The organism is Amycolatopsis pittospori (assembly GCF_013870525.1).
In the GTDB taxonomy this organism is placed as follows: domain Bacteria; phylum Actinomycetota; class Actinomycetes; order Mycobacteriales; family Pseudonocardiaceae; genus Amycolatopsis; species Amycolatopsis pittospori.
In genome coordinates this window covers 1-20,561 of sequence record NZ_JACBXD010000116.1, presented here as the reverse complement: position 1 = coordinate 20,561, position 20,561 = coordinate 1, and the positions used below count along the sequence as shown (strand labels likewise).

General features: G+C 70.2%; 10 protein-coding genes. 8 read left to right on the top strand and 2 right to left on the bottom strand.

Annotation, left to right across the window (positions count from 1 at the left end; genetic code table 11):
• Positions 1–11,818: type I polyketide synthase (locus H5J31_RS40090; RefSeq protein WP_236005598.1), on the bottom strand; the 11,818-nt coding region annotated here is incomplete at its 3' end.
• A gap of 545 nt (positions 11,819–12,363) precedes the next feature.
• Here H5J31_RS40090 and dpgA point away from each other — a divergent pair.
• From dpgA to dpgD, 5 genes are read left to right on the top strand one after another with little or no spacing between them, the layout of a single operon-like run.
• Positions 12,364–13,455, top strand: a complete 1,092-nt coding sequence (gene dpgA, locus H5J31_RS36100) for a 3,5-dihydroxyphenylacetyl-CoA synthase DpgA (RefSeq protein WP_328701700.1) — start codon at positions 12,364–12,366, stop codon at positions 13,453–13,455.
• A 42-nt stretch (positions 13,456–13,497) separates the two neighbouring features.
• The gene (dpgB, locus tag H5J31_RS36095; RefSeq protein ID WP_181777172.1) at positions 13,498–14,169 is read left to right on the top strand and encodes an enoyl-CoA-hydratase DpgB; all 672 of its coding nucleotides are present in this window, start codon (positions 13,498–13,500) and stop codon (positions 14,167–14,169) included.
• A complete protein-coding gene (gene dpgC, locus H5J31_RS36090) occupies positions 14,166–15,464 on the top strand; it encodes a (3,5-dihydroxyphenyl)acetyl-CoA 1,2-dioxygenase DpgC (RefSeq protein ID WP_181777171.1) in 1,299 nt (432 codons plus the stop codon). Before dpgB ends, dpgC begins: the two co-directional genes overlap by 4 nt.
• A complete protein-coding gene (locus H5J31_RS36085; RefSeq protein WP_181777170.1) occupies positions 15,461–16,897 on the top strand; it encodes a benzaldehyde dehydrogenase in 1,437 nt (478 codons plus the stop codon). Before dpgC ends, H5J31_RS36085 begins: the two co-directional genes overlap by 4 nt.
• Before the next feature lie 31 nt (positions 16,898–16,928).
• Positions 16,929–17,732: an enoyl-CoA-hydratase DpgD gene (gene dpgD / locus H5J31_RS36080; RefSeq protein WP_181777169.1), complete on the top strand. Its 804-nt coding sequence runs from the start codon at positions 16,929–16,931 to the stop codon at positions 17,730–17,732.
• Positions 17,733–17,804: 72 nt separating this feature from the next.
• On the opposite strand, the gene H5J31_RS36075 is transcribed toward dpgD, so the two are convergent.
• Positions 17,805–18,713, bottom strand: coding sequence for an IS701 family transposase (locus H5J31_RS36075; RefSeq protein ID WP_328701699.1), 909 nt, complete (start codon positions 18,711–18,713; stop codon positions 17,805–17,807).
• Positions 18,714–18,895: 182 nt separating this feature from the next.
• Between H5J31_RS36075 and H5J31_RS36070 the strand changes: the two genes are divergently transcribed.
• From H5J31_RS36070 to H5J31_RS36060, 3 genes are all read left to right on the top strand, one after another.
• On the top strand, positions 18,896–19,768 hold the full coding sequence (locus tag H5J31_RS36070) for a 3-hydroxyacyl-CoA dehydrogenase family protein (RefSeq protein WP_181777168.1): 873 nt from the start codon (positions 18,896–18,898) through the stop codon (positions 19,766–19,768).
• The gene (locus H5J31_RS36065) at positions 19,765–20,040 is read left to right on the top strand and encodes an acyl carrier protein (protein ID WP_181777167.1); all 276 of its coding nucleotides are present in this window, start codon (positions 19,765–19,767) and stop codon (positions 20,038–20,040) included. The genes H5J31_RS36070 and H5J31_RS36065 overlap by 4 nt, the downstream gene beginning before the upstream one ends.
• Positions 20,033–20,561: acyl-CoA dehydrogenase family protein (locus tag H5J31_RS36060; RefSeq protein WP_181777166.1), on the top strand; the 529-nt coding region annotated here is incomplete at its 3' end. The genes H5J31_RS36065 and H5J31_RS36060, both read left to right, overlap by 8 nt.

Here is a 20,561-nt window from a genome sequence, read left to right as displayed (position 1 = left end):
CCAGGTCGGCGGCGGCCTCGTGGGCCGCCCCGTCAGCCTGGTCGCGCAGATCCACCAGGATCAGCCGGTCCGGATTCTCGGACTGGGCCGAGCGCATCAGGCCCCAGACGGGGGCCTGGGCCAGATCCGGCGCGCCATCGCCGTGACCGGTGCTCACCGCACCCGAGGTCAGCACCACGAGCCGGGCGGAGGTGAACCGCTCGTCGGCCAACCACGTCTTCACCAGTTCGAGGGTCCGGACGGTGTGCTCACGAGCGGCCTCCGCGACCGTCGCGGCGTTCGCTCCGCCGACCCTCGCCACCACGTAGGGCGGCACGTCCGTCCCCGAGTCGATCGCCGCCGCCAGCGCGGCCAGATCCTCGTAGTCCGCACCGAGCTCCACCCCTTGCCCAGCGGTTCCGGCGGACGGCACCGCCGTCCAGTCGAGCCGGAAGAGCGCGTCACCGTGCCCTTCCTGCGCCCGTAGCGGTTCGGCCGGGCGAAGTTCGACGGCCGCCACCGACAGCACCGGCGAGCCGGTCTCGTCCGCGGCTTCCACCGTGAACCGCCCGTCGTCGACGCCCAGCCGCACCCGCAGCTTCCTGGCAGCGGTGGCGTGCAACCGGATCTCCCGCCATACCGCGGGCAGCGCGGTCACCGGCGCATCGAGCAACCGGGCCCCGTGCAGTGCGGCTTCCAGCAAGGCCGGATGCAGCGCGAAGTCCGCCGTATCCACAGTGGACGGAAGGTCGACTTCGGCGAACAGTTCGGCGCCACGCCGCCAGGCCGCGGTCAGCCCCTGGAAAACCGGGCCGAGTTCCGTCTCGTCGTAGAAGTCCCCGACCGGGACCGAGGTGGCTCCCGCCGGAGGCCATTCGGCGAGGTCGAACCCGGCCGGCTCGGCCTCGGCGGTCAGGATTCCCGTCGCGGTCAAGGTCCAGCTTTCGCCTTGCTGCGCGTAAACGGTGACCGGACGCTGTTCGCGCTCGTCCGCGCCGCCGACGACGACCTGGATCGCCACCCCGCCCTGCGCCGGGAGGACCAGCGGAGTGTCCGAAGTGAACTGGGCGAGCCGGTCGCAGCCGACCTCCTCCCCCGCCCTCAGCGCCAGTTCGACGAAGACGGCGGCGGGCACGAGGTTCGCGTCCCCGACGACGTGGTCGGCCAGCCAGGGCTGGGTCGAGCCGGACAGGCGGCCGGTGAGCAGGTACCCGCCCGTACTCGGCACGGCCACCGCGGCGCTCAGCAAGGGATGGTCCGCGGCGGTGAGGCCGGCGGTGGTCACGTCTCCGGTCGCGGCCGGGACGTCGAGCCAGAAGTGCTGACGCTGGAAGGCGTAGGTCGGCAGTTCGATCTTGCGGGCCGCCGGGAAGACGGCGGTCCAACCCACCTCCACGCCCTGCACGCCGGCTTCGGCGACGGAACGCAGGAACCGGTCGCGGCCGCCTTCGTCCCTGCGCAGGGTGCCGATCCCGGCGACCCCGTCGACGGTTTCCTGGATGGCGCCCAGCAGCACCGGATGCGGGCTGGACTCGACGAACGCGGTGTACCCGTCGGCGGCCAGCGCGCGGACGGCGTTCTCGAACAGCACCGGTTCGCGGGCGTTGCGGTACCAGTACGCGGCGTCCATCGTGGTCGTGTCGAACGGAGCTCCGGTGACCGTGGAGTAGAACGGGATCTCGGATTCCCTCGGCACGACCGGCGCGAGTTCGGCCAGCAGCCGCTCACGCAGGACCTCGACCTGGGCGGTGTGCCCCGCGGCGTCGGCGCCCCGGATCCGGCGGGCCCGGATGTCCTTGGCCGCCAGTTCGTCCATCAGTTCGTCGAGTGCGGCGGGTTCCCCCGCGACGGCGACCGCGGCGGGTCCGTTGACCGCGGCGACGGACAGCCTGTCCCCCCATCTGACGAGGTGGGGTTCGATCTCGGCCGCCGACAGCGCGACGGACACCACCCCGCCCTTGCCGGAGAGCAGCTCGTCGATCAGCTTCGACCGCAGCGCCACCACCCTGGCCGCGTCGGCGAGGGACAACGCACCCGCCACGTGCGCGGCGGCCACCTCACCCTGCGAATGGCCGATCACCGCGGCGGGGCGAACCCCCAGGGAGCGCCACAGTTCGGCGAGCGACACCATCATCGAGAACAACACGGGCTGCACCACGGAAAGCCGCTCGAGCTCCGGGGCGCCTGAAACGCACCTCAGCACGTCCAGTACCGAAAAGTCGACGAACGGCCGCAGTGCCTCGTCGCAGCGCGTGATCTGGTCCGCGAACACCGGCGAGGAGTCCAGGAGTTCGAGCGCCATCTCCCGCCACTGCGAGCCTTGACCGGGGAAGACGAAGGCGACCTTGCCGGTCGACGCCGTCGCGCGGACGACCGCCGGCGAGGACGTTCCTTCGGCGAGCGCGGTCAACCCAGCCAGCAGTTCGGCGCGGTTCCGGCCGAGCACGGCCGCCCGCTGCGGATGCGCGGCCCTGGTGGTCGCCAGCGAGAAACCGGCGTCGGCCGGGTTCAGCCCGGGGCAGCCGTCCACGAAGTCCCGCAGCCGCGCCGCCTGTCCGAGCAGCGCCGCCTCGCTCCTCGCGGAAAGCACCCAAGGCACGAGCTCGCTTTCGTCCACAACGGACTCGACCGGCTCGGCACTTTCGGCCTGTTCGAGAATGACGTGAGCGTTGGTGCCGCTGATCCCGAACGAGGACACCCCGGCGCGACGCGGACGGCCGTCCACCGGCCAGGCACGCGCGGCCGCAAGCACCTCGACGCCGCCGGAACTCCAGTCCACCTGCGGGGTGGGCTCGTCCACATGGAGAGTGCGCGGCAGCGTCCCGTGCCGCATCGCCTCCACCATCTTGATCACGCCGGCGAGTCCGGCCGCGGCCTGGGTGTGGCCGAGGTTGGACTTCACCGATCCCAGCCACAGTGGACGGTCCTCTTCGCGGTCTTGGCCGTAGGTGGCCAGTAGCGCGTGCGCCTCGATCGGGTCACCGAGCGCGGTGCCCGTGCCGTGCGCCTCGACGACGTCGATGTCCTTCCCGGACAGTCCGGCGTTCGCCAGCGCCTGGCGCACCACACGTTCCTGCGACGGGCCGTTCGGGGCGGTGAGGCCGTTGCTCGCGCCGTCGGAGTTGACCGCCGAACCACGGACGATCGCCAGTACCGGGTGGCCGTTGCGGCGGGCGTCGGACAGCCGCTCCATCAGGAGCATGCCGACGCCCTCGGACATCCCGGTGCCGTTGGCTCCCGCGGCGAACGACTTGCACCGGCCGTCCACCGAGAGAGCACGCTGACGGCTGAACATCACGAACGGTTCCGGGGTGGAGATGATCGACGCCGCACCGACCAGCGCCATCGTGCAGTCGCCGTCACGCAAGGCCTTCGCCGCCTGGTGCAACGCGACGAGTGAGGCCGAGCAGGCGGTGTCGACGGTGACCGCCGGGCCCACGAAGCCGAAGGTGTAGGACAGCCGCCCGGAGAACACGCTGGCCGCGACACCCGTCGACTTGTAGCCCTCCAAATCGGACGGCGCCCCGGCGAGCAGACTGCCGTAGTCCTGGCCGTGGGTTCCGGCGAAGACGCCGACGGGCGCGCCTCGCAGCGAAACCGGGTCGATGCCCGCGCGTTCGAGTACCTCCCACGCGGTTTCCAGCAGGAGCCGTTGCTGCGGGTCCATGGCCAGTGCTTCACGCGGGTTCACGCCGAAGAACTCCGCGTCGAAGTCGCCGATGTTCTCGATGAACCCGCCTTCGAGAAGGTAGCTCTTGCCCGGAGCGTCGGGATCGGCGTCGAAGAGGCGGTCGAGGTCCCAGCCCCGGTCCGCGGGCATCGGGCCGATCAGGTCGGCCTCCTCGGCGACCGCGTTCCACAGGCTCTCCGGCGAATCGATACCGCCGGGGAAACGGCAGCTCATCGCCACGATCGCTATCGGGTCGTCAGGCTCGGCGGCCGTGGCGACGCCGGTCGGCGCGGTGACGGCCACCTCCTCAGTACCCAGCAACTCGGCCACGAGATGGGCGGTCAGCCCCTCCGGGGTCGGGTAGTTGAAGATCAGCGTCGGCGGCAGGCGCAGGCCGGTGGCCGTGCCGAGCCGGTTGCGGAACTCCACGGCGGTGAGCGAGTCGAACCCGAGGTCCTTGAAACTGCGCGCGGTGTCCAGGGCGGTGCCCGGCTCATGGCCGAGTACGGCCGCCGCGTTGGTCAGGACGAGATCGAGCAAGAAGCCGTCGCGATCGCCGGCCGGGAGGGTGGCCAGCTTCTCCGACAGCGAGCCGGTGCGGGTGACTTCGGCGGCTCTTCGCAACTTGCTCCGCACGAGACCGCGGAACAGTTCGGGGACGGGGTCCGACTTGGCCAGCGCGGCGGTGTCCAGCTTGACCGGAACCAGGTTGGGCTCACCGAGTGCGGTGGCGGCGTCCAGCATCGCCAGCGCCTCATCCTCGGACATGGCCAGCGTGCCGCCCCTGGCCATCCTGGCGAGGTCGGTTTCGCCGAGGCGCCCGCCCATACCGCCGGATTCCGCCCACAGCCCCCAGGCGAGGGAGACCGCCGGCAGGCCGCGGGCGCGCCGATACCGGGCGAGGCCGTCGAGGAAGGCGTTCGCGGCGGCGTAGTTGCCTTGACCGGGAGCGCCGAAAGTGGTGGCGGCGGAAGAGAACAGCACGAAGGCGTCCAGGTCGCCGGTCAGCTCGTGCAGGTTCAGCGCACCGTCCAGTTTCGGGCGGAGCACCCGGTCGAACTGGTCGCCGGTGAGCGCTTCGACCACGCCGTCGTCGACCACTCCCGCGGTATGCACCACGGCGGTCAGGCGATGTCCCGCGAGCGCGTCGGCGAGCGCCTTCCGGTCAGCGACGTCACACGCGATCTGGATGGCGTCGGCGCCCAGCTCGGTGAGTTCGGCGGCGAGCTCCTCGGCCCCGCTTCGGGACAGCAGCAACAAGTCCGCGACGCCGTGGCGTTCGACCAGGTGCCGGGCCACGAGCCGCCCGAGTCCGCCACTGGCGCCGGTGACGAGCACCGTGCCGTCGCCCCAGTTCACCACCGGTTCGGCGGCCGAGGTCACCTGCGTCAGTCGCGGCAGGAAGACCCGGCCCGAACGGATCGCGAGCTGTGGTTCCGGAACGGCGAGCGCGGCGGGCAGCCGCCAGCAGGACTCGTCCTCGCCGTCCACGTCGAGCAGTACGAACCGGCCGGGGTGCTCGGACTGCGCGGTGCGGACGAGTCCCCAGATCGGTGCGTGCGAGAGGTTCTGCATGACCCCGGGCGTGGTGTCGACGGCGCCCCGGGTGACGAACACCAGGCGGGAGCCGGCGAACCGGTCCTCGGCAAGCCAGGCGCGGATCAAGCGGGAGACCTCTGCCAGCAGCTCGCGGGCGGAACCCGCCCAGTAGTCGTGTCCGGCCGGGCAGGTCACCACGACCGCTTCCGGAACCTCGTCGATCGCGTCGAGCGCCGGATAGACAGGCACGGCGCCATTGGAGGCGTTTTCCCAATCGTGCAAACGAAGTTCGTCGGTGCCGAGCAGCGCCCAGCGTTCCGTCGTCGTCTTCGTCTTCGCGGGGATCCAGTCCACTCGGAACAGCGAACCGGGAGCGGCGGGCCTGAGCTTCTCCGCCGTGGCGGCCCGGAACATCAGCGAGTCCACCGAAAGCACCGGCGCGCCGGTCTCGTCGGCGGCGACCAGCGACACGGCGTCCGCTCCGGCGGACCGTAGCCGCACCCGCAGTACGGAGGCGCCGGTGGCGTGCAGGGTCACCCCGCTCCAGGCGAAGGCGAGCCGTCGTTCCCCCGGGGCCAGGACGCCGAGATCGACCCCGTGCAGCGCCGCGTCGAGTACCGCCGGGTGGAGGCCGAACCGGGCGGCATCGGCGCGTAGCTCTTGGGGAAGGTGGACCTCGGCGAAGACGTCGTCGTCGGTGCGCCAGGCGGCGCGGAGCCCGTGGAAGGCGGGCCCGTATCCGAGACCGGACTCGGCGAGCACGTCGTAGAGGTCGGCGACCGCGACCGGTTCCGCGCCGGCAGGCGGCCAGACCTCCAGTCCGGTTCCGTCGTCCGTGCCGTTCCCCAGTTCACCGCGAGCGTGCCGCACCCACGGGCCGTCTTCGTGGGCACGGGAATGGACGCTGAAGGCTCGCCCGTCCTCCGCCACCTGTATTTGCACCAGCACGTCGTTTCCGGACAGCACGAGAGGTTCTTCCAGCGCCAGCTCTTCCAGGCGGTGGCAGCCGAGTTCCCGGCCGGCGTGCAAGGCCAGCTCGACGAACAGCGAACCGGGTGCGATCACCGAATCCAGCACCACGTGATCGGCGAGCCAGGAATGTGTCCGGGTGGACAGCCGTCCGGTCAGCACCAGGCCCTCGCCGCCGGCCAGCGGTACCTCCGAGTCCAGCAGTGGATGCTCGACGGAGTCACCGCCGGATCCGGACTCCAGCCAGTACCGCTCGTGCTGGAAAGCGTAGGTCGGCAGGGCGATCCGGGGGCCGCCCGCGCCGAAGACCGTGCTCCAGTCGACCGTCAGCCCATGGTTGTGCGCCTCGGCGAGTGACCGGGAGAAGCGTCCGGGCTCGTCCCGGCGCAGGGTGCCGAGGACGGCGCGGTCGTCGGCGATCTCCTCGATGCCCATCGTCAGCACCGGATGCGGGCTGACTTCGATGAACGCCTGATATCCCTGCGAGGTCAGGGTTTTCACCGCGTCGCCGAAGCGCACGGTCTCGCGGAGGTTGGTGTACCAGTACTCGGCGTCGAAGGCTGGCCTGTCGACCCACTCCCCGGTCACCGTGGACAGGATCGGGATCTCCGGGGCCAGCGGGGTGATCGGCGCCAGCGCCTCGAGGAGTCGCTCCCGGATGTCGGTCACCTGCGCGGAATGCGAGGCGTAGTCCACCGGGATGGTCTTCGCGCGCACGGTCTCGGCGGTGCAGGCGGCGACCAGTTCGGCCAGCGCACCCGGTTCGCCGGAGACCACGGTGGACGCCGGGCCGTTGACCGCGGCGACCGAGATCCGGCCGGCCCAGCGCTCGATCCGGGTACGCACCGCTTCCACCGGCTCGGCGACCGACACCATGCCACCCCGGCCCGCCAGCACCTCGGCGATCAGGCGGGACCGCAGGGTCACCACCCGCGCGGCGTCTTCGAGTGACAGCGCACCCGCGACACAGGCCGCGGCGATCTCACCCTGCGAGTGCCCCACCACGGCGGCCGGTTCCACACCGTGGTGACGCCACAGTTTCGCCAGCGAGACCAGCACCGCGAACAGCACCGGCTGCACCACGTCGACCCGGTCCAGCCCGCCACGCAGCTCCTCGGCCATCCGCCAGTCCACGAAGGATTCGATCGCGGCGGTGCAGTCGTCGAAGGCTTCGGCGAACACGGGCGAGGTTTCGAGCAGGTCCACCGCCATGCCGCTCCACTGGGAGCCCTGGCCGGGGAAGACGAACACCGGCTGTCCCTCGACGTCGGCGCGGGTCGGCGAGACTTCGCCCGAAGCGATCGCCCGGAGCCCGGCGACGAGCTCTTCCCTGCTCGTGCCGACGGCGGCCGCGCGGTGCTCCAATGCGGCGCGGGTGGCGGCCAGTGCCCGGCCGAGATCCGCGGGCTCGTGTTCCTCGGCGAGGGCCAGCAGGTTCCCGGCCTGTGCTTGGACGGCCTGCTCGCTCCGGCCGGAGACCAGCCAGGTGGCCGGCGCCGCAGGCTGGACCGGTGCGTCCACATGCGGCTCCGGTGGGGCCTGTTCGAGGATCACGTGCGCGTTGGTGCCGCTGACCCCGAACGAGGAGACGGCCGCGCGCCGCGGGCGGTCTGTCTCCGGCCAGTCCCTGGCGTCGGTGAGCAGCTCCACCGCGCCGGTGGACCACTCCACCTCCTGGGTCGGCCGGTTCACGTGCAGGGTGCGCGGCAGCATCCCGTGCCGCAACGCCATCACCATCTTGATCACACCGGTCGCCCCGGCGGCGGCCTGTGCGTGACCGATGTTGGATTTGATCGAACCGAGCAGCAGCGGGGTTTCCCGATCCTGGCCGTAGGTGGCCAGCACGGCCCGCGCCTCGATCGGGTCGCCGAGCGTGGTTCCGGTGCCGTGCGCCTCCACGGCGTCCACTTCGGACGGACGGAGACCGGCGCTGCCGAGCGCCTGCCGGATCACGCGTTCCTGCGAAGGCCCGCTCGGTGCGGTCAATCCGTTCGACGCGCCGTCGGAGTTGACCGCCGAACCACGGACGATCGCCAGCACCTGGTGGCCGTTGCGCAAGGCGTCGGAGAGCCGTTCCACCACCAGCAGGCTGACGCCCTCGCTCCAGGCCGTCCCGTCGGCGCCCTCGGCGAAGGATTTGCACCGGCCGTCTGCGGCGAGCCCACGTTGACGGCTGAACTCCACGAAGACCTCGGGCGTGGCCATCACCGCGACGCCGCCGGCCAGCGCGAGCGAGCATTCACCCGAGCGCAGCGCCTGCGCCGCGAGATGCAGGGCGACCAGCGAGGACGAGCACGCGGTGTCGACGGTCATCGCGGGGCCTTCCAGGCCGAGGGTGTAGGCGATGCGGCCGGAAACCACGCTGCCGGCGTTGCCGGTGCCCAGATATCCCTCGAGACCGTCGGGGACGCGTGCCAGATTCGAGGCGTAGTCGTGGAACATCACCCCGGCGAAGACGCCGGTCCGGCTACCCCGGACGGAGGCCGGGTCGATACCCGAACGTTCCAACGCCTCCCAAGAGACCTCCAGAAGCAGACGCTGCTGCGGATCCATCGCCAGCGCCTCGCGCGGGCTGATACCGAAGAACCCGGCGTCGAACTCACCCGCTCCGTCGAGAAAACCGCCCTGGCGCACGTAGGAGGTACCGGGGTTGTCCGGGTCGGGGTCGAACAGGCCGTCGAGGTCCCAGCCTCGGTCGTCCGGGAACCCGGAGCGCGTCTCGCCGCCCGCGGCCACCAGCTCCCACAGTTCTTCCGGGGAGCCGATGCCGCCGGGCAGGCGGCAGGCCATCCCGACGATCGCGATCGGCTCGTCCGCGTGGTTTGCGGTCACCTCGGTCACCGCGGTCTCTGCGGCGACGCCCAGTACTTCGGTGCGCAGGTGCTCGGCCACCTCCAGCGGGGTCGGCCGGTCGAAGACCAACGTGGCCCCGAGCGAGAGACCGGTGGCGGCCGCGAGCCGGTTCCGCAGCTCCACGGCGGACTTCGAGTCGAAGCCGAACTCCTTGAACGAACGGCGGGCAGGTACCCGGCCGGCGTCGGCGAACCCCAGTACGCCTGCGGTTTCCGTGCGGACCAGGTCCAGCAGGAACTGGGTCTGGGCCGGGCGGGACAACGTGGCGAACCGTTCCCGCAGCGCCACCGGCCCGTCTGCCCGAGCACCCTGAGCGCCGGAGCGGCCGAACTCCCGCACCATTTCCGCGTCCGGCCTCGCGGCGATCACCAGTGTGTCCTCGGCGACGGCCCCGAGGCCGAACAGTTCGGTGCGCTCCTCGACGGACAGATCCCGGCGCCACGCGATGGTCACGGTGGGCAGGCCCTCGGCCCGGCGGCGCTGGGCGAACGCCGTCAGGTAGGCGTCGGCCGCCGCGTTCTCCGCGTCGATCTCGCCCCCGAGCACCGAGTCGGCGTCGGTGAACAGCACGAGCACGGACTCCCCGGCGAATTCGGCGACCAGGTCCAGCTCGGCGATCCGCGTGTGCGGGTCACCGCCTGCCGCGTACACCACGGCGGCGTGGTCCGATCTGTCCACAGCGGACAGGTCGGTCGCCGACACGACCCGCCGCACACCCTGGCCGGAAATCGCCTCGTCGACGTCGCCGACCACCACTACAACGGCGTCGCCGTCGAGCGCCTCGCCGGCGGCGCGCACCGGCGCCAGCCGCGGCGTCCGCAGCACACCGTCCCGGATCGCCAGCTGCGGTCCGCCGGTGGCGACCGCCGCGATGATCTCCGCCCCCGTGCCCTCGCCGACGTCCAGTACCGAAAGCCGGTCGTGGGCGGCTCGCATCGACCGCACGACACCCCAGATCGGGGCGTTCGCCGGATCCGTCACGGTCTCGGTCGCGGTGGTGGCCACCGCACCGCGGGTCAGGAACACCAGCCGGGACCCCGGGTACCGCCCGGCCAGTCCACGAACGCGGTCCGCCGCGGTCAAGGGCTCCACGGCGTCGAAACACGGCACCAGCAGGGTGTGCGCCTCGGCGGCCTCCACGAGGGGCAGACCAAGGCCGAGATCGTCTTCACCGAGCACGGCCCAGCCGTCGATACCCGGCACCGGGCTCGCCGGGACCGGGACCCAATCCAGCCGGAACAGCGCCTCGTGCGCCCGTCCTCCGGTGTGATGCCGCCGCGCCGGTTCGTCCAGCAACCGGCGGCGGGTCACCTTGCCGGAAGCGGTGCGCGGAATCGCGACCACCTCGTACACCGCGGCCGGGACCTTGAAGTACGACAGGCGCTCGCGGCACACCTGGATGATCCGCGCGGCGTCGACCACCCCGGCGGTCTCCGGCACCACGTAGGCCACCGGGACCTCGCCGAGCGCCTCGTCCGGCAGCCCGGCCACCCCGACGTCCACGACGCCGGGCACCGCGCGGATCACGTCCTCCACCTCGGCGGGGTGGATGTTCTCGCCACCGCGGATGATGAGTTCCTTGATGCGACCGGTGATCGTCAGATAGCCGAGTTCGTCCTGCCGGGCCAGGTCGCCGGTGCGATACCAGCCCTCGCGCAGCGCGGCGGCGGTCGCCTCCGGCTGGTCGTGGTAGCCCACCATCAGGTTCGGGCCCTTGACCCACACCTCGCCCTCGCCACCTCGCTCGACCTCGGCGCCGGTCTCCTGGTCGGTCACCCGCACCTTGAGTCCCGGCACCGGCGAGCCGCAGGACCCGGGCACCAGCGCACCGGACGGGCGGCTCATGGTGATGGCGCCACAGGTCTCGGTGCTGCCGTAGCTGTCGACCAGCCGGACGCCGAAGGTGTCCTCGAACGACTCGCTCAGCGAGGCGGAGGTGACCGCACCGGTCACCATGCACACGCGCAAGGAGTCGGCTTCGAGCCCTTCGCCGCGCGCCTGGCGCAGGAGGTCGTGGTACATCGTCGGCACGCCGACCAGGAAGGTGTAGTCGTCCTCCTGCATCAGGCGGATGACGTCCTCGCCGGCGAACCCGTCGGCGATCATCGCCGTGGCGCCGGAGGCCACCACCCCGTGCACGCAGAGGACGTGCGCGAGCGAGTGGGACATCGGCAGCGGCCAGAGGACCTTGTCCCGGGGCGAAAGCCCGAGTAGCGGCACGTAACAGGCGGCCACCGACCACAGGCAGCCGCCCTGGGTGGACAGTACGCCCTTGGGCTTCCCGGTGGTGCCCGAGGTGTAGAGCATCCAGGCGACGTCGTCCAGCCCGGTGTCGTCACGGGCGGGTTCGGCAGGTTCGGTGGTGGCGAGCTCCTCGAACGAGCGGACGCCGGCGGTCGTCCCGGAGCCGGTGACGAGCACGATCGGGCCGTCGGTGCCGGTCACCCGGCGCAGCTGAGCCAGCTGTGCGGGACCGGTGATCACCACCTCGGCGCCGCTGTCTTCGAGGATATGCGCCAGCTCGGCGTCGGAGGACCGTGGATGGACCGGCACCCCGACCCCGCCTGCCCGGACCGCGGTGAGGTAGCCCTCGACCACCTCCACGCTGTTGTCCAGCCAGATCACCACCCGCCCGCCGCGGGTCAGCCCCCGCGCGACCAGATGCCCGGCGAGCCGGGCGGTCCGCGCCTCGAGCTCGGCGTAGGTCACCTCGCGCCGGCCGTCCGAGAAGGCGACCTTGTCCCCCCGTCGCCCCGCATGCGCACGCAGCAGCTCGGACAAGGGCCGGATCAGCTCGGATCGCGCCATGAACTCGCCTCCTGGAATTGCTATCAGTGCAAGGCCGCCGATATGACGGATGAACCCCAGAAAAAAGAAACCGACCATTCTCGCAGAGGTATATATAAAACCCGTACAAGCGCCATGGGCACCTGCACTTATTCGGCCCCCAGCAGCCCGGTCACGCGTTGAAGATTAACCATCAGCGCCCCGAACCTTCAACCCCGACTAGCTCTCCGGTATGACCCTGCCTCAACCTCCGGTACCACCCCTGCCGCCTCCGAAAACACCCCCTATTGCCACCCCTGTAAGGACTTTTACCTGATAGCGGCGACGTGGAGGTGTCGGATGACGCGACCGGATCCGACAAAGCACCGTCACTGCTCCGGACTTCCCGCCGAGGTTGCTAATTCTCCGGTACTGCACCTAACATCGGTTCAGATGAGCTTTCCCTGGGGAATCATGAAAAACGCTCACGGTGCTATTAACAGCGCTGCACACGACACCGTCATCGCGCCTGCTCATGCAAATCCGACACCAGTTCTCGCGGAGTCTTCATGACAAAGTCGCCACAGGTGGTTCACGCACTCCCGGCCGAGACCGAGACGCGGGCGGCCGCCAGGATCATCGGGGTCGGCACCGCGGTGCCCGCCTTCTCCTACACCCAGGAAGAGCTGCTGGAGGTCTTCTCCATCACCGACCCCAAGGTGCGCTCGGTTTTCCTGAACAGCGCGATCGAGCGCCGGTTCCTGAACCTTCCGCCGAAGCTGCCGGACGGCACCCGCCGGATGGAGACCCAGGGCGAACTGCTGCGCAAGCACCGTGAGCACGGCATCGAGATGGGCGCACGCTCCCTGCAGGCCTGCCTCAAACAGGCGGAAGCCGAACTCGACGATGTCGCCTACCTCTGCTGCGTGTCCTCCACCGGTTTCCTCACCCCCGGCTTCAGCGCGCTGGTGATCCGGGAACTGGGGCTGGCTCAGGAGACCGCGCGGCTGGACGTGGTCGGCATGGGCTGCAACGCCGGGCTCAACGGACTGTCCGCGGTCTCCGGCTGGGCCCGCGCCCATCCCGGGAAGCTGGCCGTGATGCTGTGCATCGAAGCGTGCTCGGCGGCCTATGTCTTCGACGGGACCATGCGCACTTCGGTGGTGAACAGCCTGTTCGGAGACGGTTCCTCGGCCGTGGCGGTGCGCGCGGGCGCCCCGTCGGCCGTCGGGAACGAGGGTCCGTCGATCCTCAAGTTCTCCAGCTGCATCATTCCCGAGGCCATCGACGCGATGCGCTACGACTGGGACGACCACGAGAGCAAGTTCAGCTTCTATCTCGACCAGGACGTGCCCTACGTCGTCGGCGCGCACGCCGAGATCATCATCGGCAGGCTGCTGGAAGGCACCGGGCTGCGCCGGAACGACATCGCGCACTGGATCGTGCACTCCGGCGGTAAGAAGGTCATCGACTCGGTGATGGTCAACCTCGGTCTCACCCGCCGGGACGTCCGCCACACCACCAGCGTGCTGCGGGACTACGGGAACCTTTCCAGCGGCTCGTTCCTCTTCTCCTACAGCGGCCTGGTCGACGAGGGCGTGGTACGGCCGGGTGACCACGGCGTGCTGATGACCATGGGCCCCGGCTCCACCATCGAGACCGCGCTCATCCAGTGGTGACGCGCCGTTCCCCTGTACTCGGACCAGAAGTGAGGCAACCGCATGACCACGAGTGATCTGCTGACCGGGCCGGCACCGCTTGAGCTGACCGGCGCGAACGAACTCAGCTCCGCGCTGGTCGCCATGGTCAGCGAATTCTGCGGGCGGCTGGAGGACGAGGGCGGCGTCGCCGTACTCCGTCTCGGCGGCGGCACGACGGCTGCAGCGTGGCCGGGCGAGGTGAGCATCCGGCTGGTCAACCGCTGGGAGCGCACCCTCCGGCGGTTGGAGCGGCTGAGCACGATGACCGTGGCCACCGCCATCGGGCCATGCTCGGGTCCGGCGCTGGAACTGTTGCTCACCACCGACTTCCGCCTCGCCACGCCGGACGCCTCGGTGGTGCTGCCGCCCGGTGGGCTCTGGCCCGGAATGGCGCTGCATCGGCTGGCCACCCAGATCGGCGTGGCCGCGACCCGCCGTCTGCTGCCCGGCGGCACCGAGCTGACCGCGGCCCGCGCCGTGGAGCTCGGCCTGTTCGACGAGATCACCACCGACCCGCACGCCGCGCTGGCGACCAAACTCGCCGAACTGGTCGAGGTGGAAGGCACGGAGTTCGCCATCCGCCGTCGGCTCCTGCTCGACGCGCCCACCACCACCTTCGACGACGCGCTCGGTGTGCACCTGGCCGCCTGCGACAGGGCACTGAGGCAGCACCACCGAGAAGCGGCGAAATGAGCGTGGACCGGGACGCCGCGGCGCTTCTGCGGCAGATCGAGACCGGCGAGCGGCGGCTGGCCGGGCTACCGTCCAAAGTGGACCGCAGCCCGGCGGAGCAGGCCGTCGCCGACCAGGTGCACGAGAGGAACCGCCGCGTCCGCGCACGTTTTCTCGGTGACCACGCCGCGGCGGTGTACGACCGGCTGACCAAGGACCGGACCGTGCGGCTGCGCGTCACCGAGCTGGCCTTCGCCGCGGCCGACGAGTTTCCCGGACTGGTACCCAGCGAGGAGCAGCTGGCGGAAGAGTCGCGCAAACCCGATCAGGCCGCCAAGGAAGGCCGCGAGATCGACCAGGGCCTGTTCTTCCGCGAGATCTTGAAACTCCCCGTCGCGGGCACGCATCTGGTCGAAACCATGCTGATGCCGACGGCGGAAGCCGAGGCGATGCTGCCGGAGTTCGGCCGGACCGGACGAGCCGATCTCGGCGGCGTGCGGCTGGTGCGCCGCGGCGGCATCGCGGAGCTGACCGTTTGCAACGAATCCGCGTTGAACGCCGAGGACAACGAGCTGATCGCCGCCATGGAGACGGCCGTCGACCTGGCGCTGCTCGACGATCAGGTCCGGGTCGGCGTGGTGCGCGGCGGGCAGATGACCCATCCCCGATACCACGGGCGGCGGATCTTCAGCGCCGGGATCAACCTCCGGAAACTACACGCGGGACGGATCTCTTTCACCGATTTCCTGCTGCGACGGGAACTGGGCTATATCGGCAAGATCCGGCGCGGGCTGCTCGTCGAGGAGGATCCGGCCGCCTGGCCGCGCCGCACCAGCGACAAACCATGGATCGCCGCGGTGGACGGCTTCGCCATCGGCGGCGGAGCGCAGCTGCTGCTGGTGTTCGACCATGTGATCGCGGCCGCGGACGCCTACGTCAGCCTGCCGGCGGCGCAGGAGGGCATCGTGCCCGGCGCGTCGAACTTCCGGCTGAGCGCGATCACCGGCCCCCGGCTGGCCAGGCAGATCATCCTTTCCGGGCGCAAGATCTGGGCCGCCGAGCCCGAGGGCCGCACGTTCTTCGACGAGGTGGCCGACCCCCGCGACCTCGACGCCGCGGTCGAGACCGCCTGCGCAAGGCTGGACAACGCGGCCGTGCCCGCGAACCGCCGGATGCTCAACCTCGCCGACGAACCGCTGGACCGGTTCCGCGAGTACATGGCCGAGTTCGCCGCCGAGCAGGCGCTGCGACTCTACGGCGAGGACGTGCTGGACAAGGTGCGACGGTATTCGACAGATCGGGAGAAGTCGGCATGACCTTCGTTTCCCTCGGCGACACGGTGTTCAGCGGGACCTCGGGCGGCTTCGCCGACGTGACCGAGCCCGCGACCGGTGCGACTCTCGCGCGTACCGGGATCGCCACCTCCGCCGACGTGCACGCGGCCGTGAACCTCGCGGTCGCCGCGCAACCGGCCTGGGCCGGGCTCGCGCCTGCCGACCGCGCCTCGGTGTTGCGCCGGGCGGCGGCCCTGCTCGAGGACGGCCGCGAGGAGTTCGCCTCCTGGCTGATTCGCGAGGGCGGTGCCGTCCGCCCCAAGGCCGAGTTCGAGATCAAGTCCACAGTGGACGAACTATGGGCGGCGGCCGCGCTGCCCACCGAGCCGCACGGTCACCTGCTGCCCGCCGAACCCGGCGTGCACAGCATCGGACGTCGGGTGCCGCTCGGCGTGGTCGGGGTGATCAGCCCCTGGAACTTCCCGCTGGTGCTGGCGATGCGCGCGGTGGCCCCGGCACTGGCGCTCGGCAACTCCGTGGTGCTCAAACCCGACGTGCACACCCCGATTTCCGGCGGTTTCCTCATCGCGCGGCTGTTCGAAGCGGCCGGGCTACCGCCGGGCCTGCTCCAAGTGCTGCCCGGCGAAGCCGAACCTGGTGAGGCGCTGACCTCACACCTCGACGTCGCGATGATCGCCTTCACCGGATCGACCGAAGTGGGCCGCCGGGTCGGGGAGACGGCCGGGCGCGCGCTCAAACGGGTCTCTCTGGAACTCGGCGGCAACAACGCGCTGATCGTGCTCGACGATGCCGACCTGGAGACGGCCGGTTCGGCCGGCGCCTGGGGCGCTTTCCTGCATCAGGGCCAGATCTGCATGACCGCCGGACGGCATATCGTGCTGGAGTCGGTGGCCGACGAATACGTGGACCGGTTGACCGCGCGGGCGGAGAAGCTGGTCGTCGGCGACCCCTGGACCGAGGACGTGGCGCTGGGACCGCTGATCAACGCCGCCCAGCTGTCCAGAGTGGACGAAATCGTACGCGAAACCGTGGCCGCGGGCGCGCAGCTGCGCACCGGCGGACCCGACCGCGCGCTGTTCTACCGGCCGACGGTGCTGTCGGGGGTGACCCCGGACATGCCCGCCTGCACCGAGGAGATCTTCGGTCCGGTGGCACCGGTGATCGTGGTCGCCGACGAGGACGAGGCGGTGGAGCTGGCGAACCGGACCGAATACGGGCTGGTCACCGCGGTCCAGACCGACTCGGCCGAACGCGGCCTCGCGCTGGCCGACCGGCTGCGCACCGGGATCGTGCACGTCAACGACCAGACAGTGAACGACAACGCGTACGTGCCCTTCGGCGGCACCGGGGCCTCCGGCAACGGCAGCCGTCACGGCGCACTGCACAGCTGGGACGAATTCACCCGCTGGCAGTGGCTGACCGCGCGCCACGCCTCGCCGTCGTTCCTCTTCTGACCCTGCCCACCTCATCACCGGGAGCGACCCCATGCCGGACCACCGGCCACGTGTCTCGTACACCAAGAGAGGACACGTCGCCTACATCACCCTCGACCGCCCCCAGGTGCTCAACGCGATGGACCTGCGGATGCACGAAGAGCTCGTTGAGATCTGGGACGATTTCGAGTACGACGACGAGATCTGGGCCGGGGTGCTCACCGGAGCCGGGCCGCGGGCGTTCTCGGTGGGCCAGGACCTCAAGGAGCTCGTCGCCAGAGTCCGTTCCGGGGAGCCTCCGTCCACCTTCGGCAGCCGCGACCGGCCGGGCTGGCCCAGGCTGACCGAACGATTCGACCTGAGCAAGCCGCTGATCGCCAAGGTCAACGGGTATGCGCTGGGCGGGGGCTTTGAGCTGGCGCTGGCCTGCGACGTGATCGTGGCCGCCGAAAACGCCACCTTCGCCCTGCCGGAGGCGAAACTCGGCCTGATCGCCGGCGCGGGCGGCGTGTTCCGCCTCGCGAGGCAGCTGCCGTTGAAGACGGCCATGGGCTATCTGCTCACCGGCCGCGAGATCCCCGCCGCCCGCGCGCTGGAACTCGGTCTGGTCAACGAGGTCGTGCCGGCCGAGGAGTTGGACGACTGCGTGGACGGTTGGGTCGACGACATCCTGCGCTGTGCCCCGTTCGCCGTACGCGCGATCAAAGAGGCTGCGCAGACGTCGACGACCATGCCGCTTCGGCAGGCGTTCGCCACCCGGTACGCCTGGGAGGAACGCCGGATGCACAGCCAGGACGCGCGGGAGGGACCGCTCTCCTTCGTGGAGAAGCGCCCGCCGAAGTGGACGGGCTCGTAGATGCGCACCCCGCTCGGCCATCGAGTCGAGCGCTTCAACTGCGGAGGAGGTTCCTGACGCCCCTTTTCCCTGTCACGGGATTCGCAGGTGCATACGCGGGCGAACACCCCGCGAAACGGAATATAGGTACGCGACGGAAGAAAGTGTCACGTGCCGGTTCCAACCTACCCAAGAACGTCCCTCGAAATGGTCCAACCCGAATTCGTCCTTCATTTCTTCGAGGTTGATTCGAGCGCGGTCAAGAATACCTTCAGACTGCTCCGAGGAGGGCGATGAACAAGGAATACCACGCTGCCCGAGTGCGGCACGGAACTCCGGTACGACGACCAGACCGGGGCCGGCCAGGACCGCGGGCGGGCGCAGCCCCCAGCCTGCCAGCTCGTCCAGCAGGTCGAGCACCACCGTCCACATCGGCCGGTACCGCTCCCGGTCCGGGATGCCACACCGGCGCCTGCGCCGCTGAACTTCCTTACCATGAAAGGAAATCGCGTCATCCCAGCTCTCCGGGAGGAGCAGCCGCCAGTCGACGGCCGCGGCGGTGTGCGCGCCGACCAGCTGCACGGTGACCCCCAGCTGACAGTCCACCATCCGCTCTTCGTCGTGCGCGTACTGCCGGGCCACACCGGGGGAATCGTTGCCTTCCTTGTGAAAGACGCATTCGCCGAGCACCCAGGCCAGCGGCTGGACCAGGAGCTCGGCGCGCCGAGCCAGCACCGCCCGTACTGCGGCGAAATCCCAGGTGGAGGAGGTCACGAACTGTTGCAGCGCCTGATGATTCACCCCGAGTCGCTCTGCCATCGGCTGCATCGACTTGCGGCCGCCGTCCAGCAGCAGCCCCCGCAGGTAGAGCTCGGCCTTGGCCCGCTGATCGACCCGCGCGAGCGGCCGGAACATCTCCTCGGCGAACGTCCGCAGGGGATCCCCTGCCGCATTCGGAGCAATTCCCGTGACCACCTTGCTCTCCCCTTTCACGGCGAACACGCCTCGTCTTCACCGAGTCCGTCAGAGCGCTCCAACCTGCCATCGACGATAGCGCGTAAATCGGCCGACGAACCCCTCGGATTAGGGGTTGACCATCGCGCCCCACGGTCAATAATCTCGGGTTCACACCGGCATATTTCGCGCCGCTATCCCCTACCGGACCCGGCAGTGGAGGTTTCATCGTGAGCACCGAAAAGTCCTTGCGGAGGCTTTCCCGCATCGCCGTGGTCGGCGCCGGCGTGATGGGAAGCGGGATCGCCGCCACCGCGCTCGGTCACGGCGTCGACGTCGTGCTGGTCGACGTGGACTCCGCGACCCTGGAGCAGGCCCGCCGCCGGATCGGCGAGCAGCTGCGGCACGCGAGCCTTCTCGGTGCGCTGCCCGAGGTTCCCGCCGGAGAGCTGACCGCCACCACGGTGATCGGCGACGTCGCGGGGGCCGCCGTGGTGATCGAGGCGGTCACCGAGCTGCCCGAGGCGAAGGCCAAGGCGCTGGCCGAAATCTCCGGAGCGGTCTCCCCCGGCACCCCGCTGATCTCCAACACCTCCGGCATTCCGATCGACGAGCTCGCGGAGTGGACGGCACGACCGGAGGATCTGGCAGGCACCCACTTCATGAACCCGACCTACCTGATCAAGATGGTCGAAGTGGTTCGCGCGCCGCGTACGAGCGAAGCCGCCATGGCCACGATCATCGAGATGCTCACCGCGCTGGAGCGCACCCCGGTGGTGGTCGCCGACGCGCCGGGGTTCGTCACCAGCCGCCTACTGCATCCGATGATCAACAACGCCACCCGCGTCGTCGGCGCGGGTACCGCCACCGCCGAGTCGGTGGACGCGCTGATGTGCGGCTGCCTCGGCCATCCCACCGGCCCCCTGCGCACCGCGGACCTGATCGGCCTCGACAACCTCGTCGACTCGCTCAACGCGCTCTACGAACGCACCGGCGACGAGAGCTGCCTGCCCAGTGAACCGCTGTTGGAGAAGGTGCGCGCAGGCGACCTCGGCCGCAAGACCGGCCGCGGTTTCTACGACTACGGAAAGGCCATGACGTGACCGAACAAGCACTGGCGCCGGACGCCGCCGCGATCGCCGCCGACCTGCTGGCACTGCTGGAGACCAGGACCAGGACCGAACTGGGCACCGACCAGGAGCTCTTCGCCTCGGGCCTGGTGTCCTCCATGTTCGCCATGGAGCTGATCGTCCACTTGGAAAAGAACTACGACATCGCCATCACCGGCCCGGACCTGAAGCTGGACAACTTCCGCACCGTGGACCGGATGACCGAGTTGGTGCTGCGCCTGCGGGGCGAGGCGGCCGATGGCTGACCTGGACGACGAACGCGCGCTGGTGAGCGCCCTCGTCGGTGATCAGGCCGAGAACTGGGATCGCGCCGGCGAGCTGCCCGAGGAGCTGCTGCGCAAGCTCGGTGCGAGCGGGTTGCTCTGCGCCCAGGTGCCCGGCCGATTCGGCGGACGCGGAGCGACGAGCCTGGCCAACGGCGAATTCACCGCGCACGTGGGCGGTCTCTGCAGTTCCCTGCGCAGTGTGATGACCTCGCAGGGCATGGCGGCCTGGACCATCGAGCGGATGGGCACCCGGGAGCAGCGTGCGCACTACCTCGCCGCGCTGACCGGCGGCGAGCTCGCCGCCGCCGGATTCAGCGAACCCGGCGCCGGCAGTGATCTGTCCACGATGGACACCCGGATCCGGCGTGACGGCGACACCGTGGTCGTCGACGGTCACAAGGTCTGGACGACCGCCGCGGCCTACGCCGACCATCTGGTGATCTTCGGGAAGTACGAGGACGAGGGCACGGCCGCCGCGGTGGTCGTGCCCTCGCGTGCGC